This window comes from Protofrankia sp. Cr1 (assembly GCF_963555865.1).
GTDB lineage: Bacteria > Actinomycetota > Actinomycetes > Frankiales > Frankiaceae > Protofrankia.
The window spans coordinates 6,606-16,902 of record NZ_CAUVXO010000068.1 but is presented as its reverse complement, the minus strand read 5'-3'; the positions used below and the strand labels follow the sequence as shown (position 1 = coordinate 16,902).

The window sequence follows — 10,297 nt, the reverse complement described above, 5'->3', positions numbered from 1 at the left end:
GGCCGACACGTCGCATCGGGGTCCGGCTGGCGACGTACTCCGCTACGCCCAAACCCTCGAGGCCGGGCGCCGTCATCGGGGTCACGATGAACCCCGGCGAGATGGCGTTGACCCGGACGCCCCGGTCGGCCCACTCGCAGCCAAGTTGGTACGTCAGGTTGAGCAGAGCGCCCTTGGCGGCGGTGTAGCCGATGACGCTGAGCTCGTTGGCCCCACTGGCGAGGATCGAGCAGATATTGATGATCGAGCCGGACCCTGCCGCCAGCATGTGCCGGCCGGCGTCTCTGGCAAGCAGGTAGGCGCCGACCATGTCGACGTCGACGATACGGCGGAAGGTTTCCAGGTCGAAGTTCTCCGCAGGCAGGCCCCGAAGATCGGAGATCCCGGCGTTGTTCACCAGAACGTCGATGCGGCCGTAGCTCTCGATCGCCCTGGATACAATCCGCGCCACGTCCTCCTCCTTCGAGACGTCTGCGACCACGGCGGTGGCCTTGACGCCCTTGTGCGTGCAAGCGTCGGCAACCGCTTGGAGGAGTTCGCCGCTGCGGGCGGCGAGGACAAGGTCGGCGCCCGCATCAGCGAGGGCCAGGGCCATGACTTCGCCGAGGCCATAGCTGGCCCCGGTCAGCACGACGACTTTGCCCCGGATGTCAAAAAGGCTGGACATGGATTCCTTCTGTTCTCTTCGGTGCCAGGTTTCCAACAAAGCGGACGACGACGGGATCGAGGTCCCGCCATGGCGCGAGATACAACGCCGTGAAACGGCCCTACCCGGCGAACCGGCGAACCAGGCTGCCGTCAGCCATCGCCGCAGCCCGGTCGCGGGCGACATCGATCCAGCCGGGATGGGTGATGATCCAGAACCGCTCGGACCGCACGGCGTCGACGACCATGGCCGCGACCGCGGTCGGGGCAATGCCCTGCTCACCAAGGAGGCGGGTGGAGCTGGCCGCGAACCGCTCCGCGACAGCGCCGGTTGATTCGGGGACATTCGCGGGCCGGTTCCGCTCGGCGCGGACGATATTGGTGTTCACAGCGCCGGGGCAGAGCACGCTCGCGTTCACACCCGTCCCCTCACATTCGACGCGCAGGGTCTCAGTGATCGCGACTACGCCGAACTTGGCGACGTTGTACGGGCCGATGCCGGGGTTGGCCTGGAGTCCGGCGGTCGAGGCGGTGTTGATCACGTGTCCACGCCCCTGGCGCTTCATGAGCGGCACGAAGGCGCGGATGCCATAGATGACACTCCAGAGGTCCACGTCGACCACCCACCGCCACGTCGCGAGCGGGATGTCCTCGATCAGTCCGGCGGTGACGACGCCTGCATTGTTGTGCAGGACATCGACAGTGCCGTAGTGATCGACAGCCTGGTCGCGAAGGCCGGAGACGGACTCGGCGGATGAGACATCGGTGACGACGCCCAGGACGTCATGCCCGTCACCGCGCAGTTCGGTTACAGCGTCATCGAGGGCGGCGGCCTCGATGTCTGCCAGCACGACGCGCATGCCCTCCTGCGCGAACGCCGAAGCGACGGCTCGGCCGATGCCGCTGGCCGCACCGGTTACGACAGCGACTCCTCCGCTGAGCTGCTCCATCGTGTTGTCCTCCCATATTCGCGGCGGGTACGGGTTGGCTCGCCTGGACGCTTGTCAACAGATCGCGCTCAGTGATCGGCCGCTGGATCGCTGCGCGGCGGGACCAGCGCCTGGCAGTCCGCAGCAACATGATCCCAGTCCAGGTAGAGACGGACGCTGTGGGCGGCGCCGTCGGCGTCGAGCGTGGCAACCAGCGTCCCTCTGGTCTGTGTCGTGGCATTGCCGAGAGTGAACAGCACCGCAACAACAGCCCCGTCCCCGATGACCCGGCTCACCTCGATCCGGCATCGGGAGAGGACGGCGGAGAACCGCTCGACGACGTCCAGGACTGGCCCGCGCCCGCTGATCTCGGTATGACCGACGTGAGTGGCGACTGGGTCAGCGCAAAGGTAGCGGCTGGCGGCCGCGGCTGGGTCAGCGCTGAATGCGGCTACCGCCTCACTGACCAGACGGTCATACCAGTCTGTGCCGCCACGCCATCGGCGGTCGTCGGGTGGAACGGTTCCCCGGCTGGCCGTCGAGTCGGCGCGACGGTGGGCCCAGTCGAACCACCCGACCTCGTCGACGACCTGACGGACTGCCTGTCCGGCGGCCGGCTCGCCCACCCGCCACCACAGGGCTGCCTGGGCGTACTCGCCGGTCGTCGGGCCCACCACGGTTGTCTCCAGGAACGCCTCCGGCGGATCCACGAGGACGCGGACGAGCTCGTGGCGGTGTTCGGGGACCATCGTGGCGAGCCGCTCTTCGAGCCGGTGGAGCATGTCGATGCCGTCGACCACGGTGGTCCTCGCCATCGACTCCATGTGGATCGACGGGGCGTAGGTCTCGTCGGCCATCTGGTGCGGATCGACCGCCCACAAGTCGGCGAAGCGGATCGCCAGACTCAGGATCTCGGCCCGCTCCCGCCCAGGGTCCGCCCGTTCGCCGGGGATCGGCGCCGTTGCGCCGCTCATGTGCCCGTCTCGACATCACGGGCCTGTCCAGCAGGCAGGAGCGAAGCGCCAACAGGTGCGAACTGGTCCAGCGTTGCATCGAGCAGTGCCCGCTGTTCGATGTCCAGCATCAGTGAGCCAAACCCCATCGGGGCCACCTCCAGCGGTCCGAGACGTCGAATAGCCATCCGCACCTCCTCAGAAATTTCCCGGCAGCGACGGGAGCGCGGTGAAGCTCCCGTCTGGCAGCCCGCCCCGGTAGGTGGCGGTGAAGCGGCGCTCGGCGAACAGCCAGGCACCCTCCTGCCGGGTGTAACGGTCCTGGTAGCAGCCGATCACCAAGCCATTGACCCCGTCACGGCGGCCCACCTCGAACACCGTCCATGAACCCACAGCGCCGTCGCCCTCCTCGCGGGCGCGACCGTGGCCCACCATCTGCAGCACCGACTCGAAGCTCGCCATGGCCGCCCGCCAGAACGCCACCACCTCGTCGCGGCCACGCAGCACGCGGTCCGGACCGAGCTGCCACGTGCACTCCTCCGCCCACGTTTCCTCCCAGGCGGCGGCGTCGTTCGCATTGACGGCATCGGAGTAGCGGGCGACGACGTCGGCGATCGCGATGCGGTCCGCGGCATCCATGCTGCTCCCCTTCCTCACGACCGGGAGGTCGACGGCCACTACTGTCGGTAACCGCTACTGTCGGTAACCAGCCAATGGATGATCATCCGTCACCAGTCCGGGACGGCACAAGTCCGGCGACGTCCTCGGTGCGGATCGGCGTGGGCTCTGCGACCTCGGGCAGAGGATCGTCGCTGCGCCCGAGGGCGCGGCTCTGGACCAGCCGCTGGCGGTACATGGCGAAGGAGACGGCGCCGACCAGGGCTACCCCGTTGAACATTTCGGCGAGCCATTGCACCCCGGTGATGAGCTGCAGGCCCTTCACGCCGACCGCCAACACGTAGATGGCCAGCATCGTGCCCCACAGGTTGAAGCGACCCGGCTTGATCTGGGTCGAGCCGAGGAAGACTGCGGCGAAGGCGGGCAGGAGCAGGCCGACGCCGAAGGTGAGTGATGGGCCTGTCTGCGACCCATAGAACACGCCGGCGATGCCGCACACCGTGGCCGAGGCAATCATGGAGAACCACGTGTAGCGCCCCACGCTCACGCCGGCCAGGCGCGCCGCCTCCGGATTGCCGCCGCTGGCGTAGAGGTACCGGCCGGCGGGAGTGTGGTCCAGTGCCCACCACACGATCAGGGCCAGGACGAGCAGGTACAGGACGATGATCTGGAACCCTGCCACGCTGAGCCGAGTGAGGTTCGTCCACGACGTCGTCGTCGGCGGCGTGGGCTGGCTCTGCCCGGACACGATGTCCTGCACGGCGGTGATGATGCTTCCCATGCCGAGCGTGGCGATGAAGGAGTTGACCCGGAGGCGGACGATGACGAAGCCGTTGATGACGCCGATCACCACGCAGGCAGCGATGGCAACGGCGATGGCCGGCCACATACTCCACCCTTGGTCTGTCTGCAGCCACACGCAGATGATGGTGGAGAAGTTGATCGTGGCTCCGACCGAGAGGTCGTAGGCACCTGCCGTGAGCGGGATGAGGACGGCGATCGCGAGCATTGCCGTGACGGCCTGCTGCGAGGCGACGGACTGGACCGTGGCAGCCGTCAAAAACAGGTGCGGCGTCCAGATCCCGAACACGATGACGAACAGGGCCAGCAGGTACAGCCCGCTGAAGCTGTTGAAGCCGAGGTTGATCCTCGGCACGGTAACCCGCGAACTCATAAGCTGACGACCTCCTGCTCGCCGAGGCACGCGTGGGAGATGTTGGCAGTGGTGACGGACGACCGGTGAAGCTCGGCGACGACCCGACCGGTGCGCAGCACCAGCACCCGGTGACAAAGGGCGACCAGTTCCTCAAGGTCGGAGGAGCTGACGAGGATGGTGGACCCGCCGGCGGCGGCGGCCAGGAGCTGGCGGTGCAGCTCGCCCTTGGCGCCTACGTCCACGCCCTGGGTCGGCTCGTCAAGCATGAATACCTTGGGGTGGAGCCGGAGCCACTTGGCGAAAAGCACCTTCTGCTGGTTGCCTCCGCTGAAGTTGGCCAGCGGTCGCTCCGTCGCCCCCGCGGGACGCACGCTCAGCCGCTCGAACCATCGGCGGGCCTCGGCTCGCTCTTCCCCGCGCCGCAGCAACAGGCCGCGCCAGAACTGCCGCAGGTCGGAAATGCTCAGGTTCTCCCGGGCCGACAGGTCCATCATCGCCCCGCTGACCTTGCGGTCGGGCGGCAGGTAGGCCAGGCCGGCGGCGATAGCAGCCCGCGGGTCGTATGGCGGCAGCGGGCGGCCGCTCGCCTCGACGATCCCGGCCAGGCGGGGCAGGGCGCCGAAGACCGTGCCCAGCAGGCTCTCGCGTCCCGACCCGGTGATCCCGGCGAAGCCGATGATCTCGCCCGGCCGGGCGTCGAAGGTCACGCCCCGCACCCCCGAGCCCCGCAGGCCCCGCACGCTGAGGGCGGGGACGACGCCGTCGGTGCCGCGCGGCTCGGGGGTGGGCAGCTCACCCAGCTCGTCACCCACCAGCAGAGTGATGAGCCGCCGCTTGTCAAGCGACGACACGGGCACCGTTGTGACCAGGTGGCCGTCGCGGAGGACGGTGACGTTGTCGGCGACCTGGAAGATCTCGTCCAGCCGGTGGCTGACGTAGAGCACGGCTACGCCGTGCGCCGCGACCCGGCGCACCATGTCGAGCAGCTGGTGCACCTCGTTCTCCGGAAGCGTCGCCGTCGGCTCGTCGAGGACGAGCAGCTTGACCTGGTGGTCGTCCTCACCCTCCAGCGCCCGGGCCACGGCGACGCCCGTGCGCTGGGCGAGCGACAGCGCGGCGACCGGTGTGCGGGGGTCGACCTGGACGCCGACGCGGCGAAGCAGCGCCGTCGCCCGCCGCCGCGTGTCCGCTTCCCTGATCGTCCCGAACCTGCACGCGAACCCGCTGTTCAGGTACAGATTGTCGACCACGGACAGCTGCAGGACGAGCCCGAGGTCCTGGTGCACGAAGCGAGCGCCCATCTCGTGAGCCGCATGGGCGGACCCGAAGGGCAGTGGCAACCCGTCGATCTCGACCTCGCCGCCGGGGTCAGGGCGATGGTAACCGGCGAGGATCTTGATGACCGTCGACTTGCCCGAGCCGTTCTCGCCCACGAGGGCGTGCACCTCACCGGGCTCGATGTCCAGATCGAAATCCGAGAGGGCGACCGTCCCCGCGAAGGACTTGGTGAGGCCGCGAACCCGAAGGACGGGGCGAGGCGCCGTCGCCCCGCCCTCGTCCGGCGCCGGGCTCAGGCCCCACGTGCCAAAGCTTCTCCATCTGTGCTGCGTAGTCTGCGGGCTCGTCGTAGGACTCGGACACGGCGAAGTTCTCGTCCTTCACGAGCAACTGGAGAGGCAGCAAGCCCTCGCTGGCAGGGATGGGCGTGCCCTCCAGGTGGCGCAGGACGGCGTCCACCATGGCCCACGCGCTGTAGTTGAGGGCTACGCCCGTGAAGGCCGTCACCGTCCCTGCCTTGATGTCGGTCTCGTTGGTGACGTCGGCCCCCCCGCCAATGATTTTGACGTTCAGGTGCGCCGCCGCGAGCGCCGCGGGGAGGCCGTCCACCCACGGCCCGTTGTCGGTGACCAGCCAGGTGACCTCCGGGTGGCGCTGCAGTGCTGAGACGATAGCCGCCGTCGAGCCGCCGCTGGTCACCTCACTGATGGTGCCCGTGAGCTGCGTGACCGAGCAGCCGGAACAGGACGCCTGCACGTCGGCCCGGAATGCCTGGTCGAAGGCGCCGAGGATCGGGAAGTCCGGCACCTGGAACTGGAGGATCTTGCCCTTCCCATCAGAGTTGACGATGAAGTAGTCGGCCAGCACCTTGGCGGTGGTCTGCACGCTCTCTTCGTTGTCGATGTTGGCGATGATGGTGCTGGTGATCGCCTGTGGCCCGACATGGCCGACCACGATAGGCACGCCGGCCTTCTCGTAGGCAGGCACCTCCGACTGCCACGCGATCCCGGGGATGCCCGTCAGTCCCACAGCGACCGGGTTGTATTGCAGCGCCTGTTCCATACCCGCGATGAGCGTCGCCGGATTTGCCGACTTGTACGGGATCACCTTCAGGTCCCAGCCGATCGCGGCTGTCGCGGCGGCAAACGCCTTGGACAACTGCGTGCACTGCGCGACGTCGCACTGCAGGAACACGAAGGTCTTGCCCTTAGCCGGAGCCTGCTTGAGCGGCGTGGAGATCGGAATGGTGGTGGGTGCCTGCTTGTACTTGGCCACGACCGCGGATAGCGCAGCTAAGTCGGTTGCGCCGCTCGACGTGCTGGTGCCGGAGCTGGCGGTCGTGCCGCTGCCCGTTGAAGCCGACTCGGTACCGCCGCAGGCCGCCAGGAACGTGGCGGCGGCGAGGACCAAGGTGCCAGCGGTAATCGCCCGTGGCCACGTGGATTTTTTCAGCATGACGATGGAGGCTCCCATCTAAGGTAACAGCACGGCGCCAGCCGGCTGGCCAGGATATGATTGATCAGTCAGTTGCTGGTGCGCTGACTGCTGTCGAGAATGAAGATGAGGTGCCGGTGCGTCGAGATCGCCGGTCAGTCGCGGATGGTCTCGCCAGCTACCGGGAAAAGGAACGCCGTGGTATTCCAGGTGACGCCGGCAGCAAGCAGCGCGGCCGCACTGTCCGCGCCGCCCACAACCTCGCCCGCGATGACCGCGACCGCAGGCCCGCCGTCGAACTCGTTGAGCGAGCCCCTGGCCATTCCGTCGTCGCGGCCGTCGATCGCGAGCTGGCCGCCCTCACGCGGCAAGGCGCGAGCGATGTCTCGCATCGCGCCGGTCTCCCAGGCGACCCTGCACCCGAGCACTGCCATGTGCGCCTCCGTCGTCGGCAATCAGGCGTCAGTGTGACGCAGGCTACACAAGTAATCAACCAGTCAATTTAAACTCGTGATCGAAGCGCCCCGTCCGGCTCGGCTCGGAAGCTTGTCCTTGACTAGCGGCCGATGCTGGTAACATACTGACTGGTTACACTGCGAGAGGCTGAAGGCGCCGGCTGCCGGGCCAGGGGCTGTCCCGCCGCCAACGTGCCGCTTGTCAGCCGGACGAGGCGGCTCCGGGTCGCGCTGTTCGTCGTCCCGGCTGGGCGTGGTCGAAGTCCGGCAAATTCGTACTGTCGTCAGCGGGGCTCGGCGACCGACAGAAAGAGGGCTTGAAGCTTGCCAAGGTCCAAGGCGCCGAGACTGGGGCGGCCGCCGGCATCCAACGCAGCTGAGACCCGCCAGCGGATCATCACTACGGCCGCGGAGATGTTCGCCATAAACGGCTACGGGAGGACGACCAACAAGGACGTGGCCATACGGGCGGGCATCACCACGGGTGCGCTCTACTACTACTTCGACTCCAAACTGGCCATGTACCTGACCGTGTACTGGGAGCTGGCGGCGCTGGTCAACGAGCGCCTCAACAGCGCGATGCACGAGGAGAGCACCTTCTCCGGCAAGTTCCGGGCCGTTATGGAGGCCGTGTACCAGATGAATCGCGAGGATCCTTCTATTGCGCGGTTCCTCGGTACGGTGCGCGTCGACCGCATGCGCCATGAGGAACTGCGGTCGGCCATCCCGCACAGCCCAGGAGAGGGCGCCAACCTCGTAGCGCCGATGGTCGACGCCGGAATCGAGTTCGGCGAGATCGACCCGGAACGCCGCGAGGTCATCGAGGCGGTGATGCGCACCATCTTCGTGGGCCTGACCGACGTCTCCGCGCAGATGGCGGATCCGCAGTACCACCGGCGGGCCATCGACGGGCTCGAGGCCCTCTTCGCCGGGGACCTCGTGCGCCATCCGCGCCGGGCGGCGCCTCGCCGGGCCGGGTGAGCGCGCCACCTCGGCCCGGCGGCGTCAGGACGCAGGCGGGGATTCCACCCGATTACTGGTGTACCGGGGTCCGCCGATCCAGACGCACAGCTGAGGGTCCGCATCGCGGAGTTCTCCGCCGACCCAGCGGCCGTCGACGCTGAAGTGGCCGACCCGGCCGTCCTTGGTGGTTACCCGCACCAGGCCGCCGTCGGGCTCATAGAGAGCGCCCGTGAACGGGTGGTGGATGCCTTCGCTCACCTGCTCCTCACTCCCCGATCCACTCGGTCAAGGTGCGGTGCAACCAGCGGACCTTGGACTCCTGATATTCACTCAGCAGCACGCCAGACCGAAGTGTGGTCTCCAGCCCGAGCTGGACGTTGGCCATGTTGAACGTGTCCTGGTCGAACACCTTACCGAGCGATGAGAGCCTCGGCTCGGCGCTCCATGGCTCGTCCGCGGCGAGCCAGCGCACGGGCGACGGAGGCGGACGCTGTCCGCGAAAGGGTGACAGCAGCAGCACCTCCATGAGGCAGCTGCGGTGGTCGTCGCCGTTGGGCCGGAAGCGGTAGACGATGCGGTTGAACGCCCCCCAGGGATGGAAGTTGGGGAACACCGTGTAGTCAATGCTGTCCATCATCTCGGCGTCCGACATGCGGTCGACCTGGTCACCGGCGAGCGGGCGCCACCGCGTCCGGGCCAGCTCGGCGGCGACCGCCCGCATGCGCTCACCTGGCCGCAGCGTGATCGGGCTGGTCTCCCCGTCGCGGACGTCGAGCATCGAGCGCAGCATCTCCTCCTCGCTCGGGACCCAGGTGAGATGCGGGCTGGTAACACCGCCGGGGGTGATGGCCCGGGCGAAGTTGTCCCAGACGTCGACCTGTGTGAGCAGGTCGCCCTGCCAGGGGAGGATCTGCGGATGGGTGCCCGCGACGTGGTAGGCCTCGCAGAAGGCTTCCTGGGCGACCTTCCAGTTGGCCTGGATGACCTTGGCCACGTGCACCTCGACGTAGGCCGAGCCCAGGTCCCAGTCAGCGAAGTGGGCGATGATCCCGCCGAGGAACTCCTCCAGCGGTCCGGCGCCGGGGTCGGGGTTGAGGAACACGAATCCCGCCCAGCTATCCACCCGGACCTGCGGGAGGGTGAGGTCACGGTCCGGCAGCTGGGGGAAGTCCCAGCCGGCCGGCACGTCGGCGAGGTTCCCGTCGAGTCGCCAGGCGAAGCCGTGGAAGGGGCAGCGCAAAAGGCCGTCGCAGTGGCCGTCGTAATCCCTCAGTCGCCTACCACGGTGCAGGCACGCGTTGACGTAGCCCCGGATGGTGCCGTCCGCCTGACGGACCAGCAGGTACGAGCGGCCGGCAATGTCGTACACGACGACGTCGCCGGGCTCGGGGAGGTGCTCCTCCCGACAGGCGAACTGCCACACCCTGGACCACAGCCGCTCTTTCTCACGTTCGTGATAGGCCCGCGAGGTGTAGCGCCGGACGGGGATGTCCTCGGTGCCGAGGCAGGAGTTGTGCTGCAGGCGGAGGACGGCGGGCACCTCATGGGTGTCCTCGTCGAGGAGGCGCTGGTACGGGCCCGACAGCGCCGCCACCTTCTGCTCGGCTTGCGCAAGCTCCGTCACGACAGGTCCTCGATCAAGGCGGTGGGAGTCCCGAGCGCGCTGCGGGCTGCCGCATCCGCGCCGGCGTGGAAGATACGGAAACAGGACAGAACCCACTGGATGAGCACGACTCGTGGGACGCGATCGTCTCGGTCCTGCGGATGCAGCAGCTCGACGGTGCCAGCAATCAGGATCACAGCTCCCCTCTATGCACTTCTGTGCGCTCCCCAATACTAATTGATCGAGCGATTGTTTACTAGGAG

13 protein-coding genes are annotated in these 10,297 nt (G+C 67.7%); 1 reads left to right on the top strand and 12 read right to left on the bottom strand.

Annotated elements, in window-relative coordinates; all coding sequences use genetic code 11:
• The 9 genes from U9980_RS08660 to U9980_RS08620 form a co-directional block, all read right to left on the bottom strand.
• A partial coding sequence (locus tag U9980_RS08660) for an SDR family NAD(P)-dependent oxidoreductase (RefSeq protein ID WP_322767455.1) occupies positions 1-667 on the bottom strand: 667 nt, incomplete at its 3' end.
• Between the two features lie 100 nt (positions 668-767).
• Positions 768-1,595 (bottom strand): SDR family NAD(P)-dependent oxidoreductase, encoded by an 828-nt coding sequence (locus U9980_RS08655; protein WP_322767454.1) that lies wholly within the window; start codon positions 1,593-1,595, stop codon positions 768-770.
• Positions 1,596-1,663: 68 nt separating this feature from the next.
• Positions 1,664-2,548: a nuclear transport factor 2 family protein gene (locus tag U9980_RS08650; protein WP_322767453.1), complete on the bottom strand. Its 885-nt coding sequence runs from the start codon at positions 2,546-2,548 to the stop codon at positions 1,664-1,666.
• Positions 2,545-2,715, bottom strand: a complete 171-nt coding sequence (locus U9980_RS08645) for a hypothetical protein (protein ID WP_322767452.1) — start codon at positions 2,713-2,715, stop codon at positions 2,545-2,547. The genes U9980_RS08650 and U9980_RS08645 overlap by 4 nt, the downstream gene beginning before the upstream one ends.
• A gap of 10 nt (positions 2,716-2,725) precedes the next feature.
• Positions 2,726-3,166, bottom strand: coding sequence for a nuclear transport factor 2 family protein (locus tag U9980_RS08640; RefSeq protein WP_322767451.1), 441 nt, complete (start codon positions 3,164-3,166; stop codon positions 2,726-2,728).
• 82 nt (positions 3,167-3,248) lie between these two features.
• On the bottom strand, positions 3,249-4,319 hold the full coding sequence (locus U9980_RS08635) for an ABC transporter permease (RefSeq protein ID WP_322767450.1): 1,071 nt from the start codon (positions 4,317-4,319) through the stop codon (positions 3,249-3,251).
• Positions 4,316-5,746 (bottom strand): sugar ABC transporter ATP-binding protein, encoded by a 1,431-nt coding sequence (locus U9980_RS08630; RefSeq protein ID WP_322767449.1) that lies wholly within the window; start codon positions 5,744-5,746, stop codon positions 4,316-4,318. Before U9980_RS08630 ends, U9980_RS08635 begins: the two co-directional genes overlap by 4 nt.
• A 1-nt stretch (position 5,747) precedes the next feature.
• Positions 5,748-7,034, bottom strand: a complete 1,287-nt coding sequence (locus U9980_RS08625) for a substrate-binding domain-containing protein (protein ID WP_322767448.1) — start codon at positions 7,032-7,034, stop codon at positions 5,748-5,750.
• A 134-nt stretch (positions 7,035-7,168) separates the two neighbouring features.
• Entirely contained in the window at positions 7,169-7,447 is a 279-nt protein-coding gene (locus tag U9980_RS08620; protein ID WP_322767447.1) for a hypothetical protein, read from the bottom strand.
• Between the two features lie 345 nt (positions 7,448-7,792).
• On the opposite strand from U9980_RS08620, the gene U9980_RS08615 reads away from it, so the two are divergent.
• A complete protein-coding gene (locus tag U9980_RS08615) occupies positions 7,793-8,449 on the top strand; it encodes a TetR/AcrR family transcriptional regulator (RefSeq protein WP_322767446.1) in 657 nt (218 codons plus the stop codon).
• 24 nt (positions 8,450-8,473) lie between these two features.
• Here U9980_RS08615 and U9980_RS08610 read toward each other — a convergent pair whose 3' ends face one another.
• The 3 genes from U9980_RS08610 to U9980_RS08600 are packed head-to-tail and all read right to left on the bottom strand — an operon-like array spanning position 8,474 to position 10,231.
• Positions 8,474-8,689, bottom strand: coding sequence for a hypothetical protein (locus tag U9980_RS08610; protein ID WP_322750362.1), 216 nt, complete (start codon positions 8,687-8,689; stop codon positions 8,474-8,476).
• Positions 8,690-8,696: 7 nt separating this feature from the next.
• Positions 8,697-10,055, bottom strand: a complete 1,359-nt coding sequence (locus U9980_RS08605) for an aromatic ring-hydroxylating dioxygenase subunit alpha (protein ID WP_322767445.1) — start codon at positions 10,053-10,055, stop codon at positions 8,697-8,699.
• The gene (locus U9980_RS08600; protein WP_322750364.1) at positions 10,052-10,231 is read right to left on the bottom strand and encodes a hypothetical protein; all 180 of its coding nucleotides are present in this window, start codon (positions 10,229-10,231) and stop codon (positions 10,052-10,054) included. The genes U9980_RS08605 and U9980_RS08600 overlap by 4 nt, the downstream gene beginning before the upstream one ends.
• Positions 10,232-10,297 lie beyond the last annotated feature (66 nt).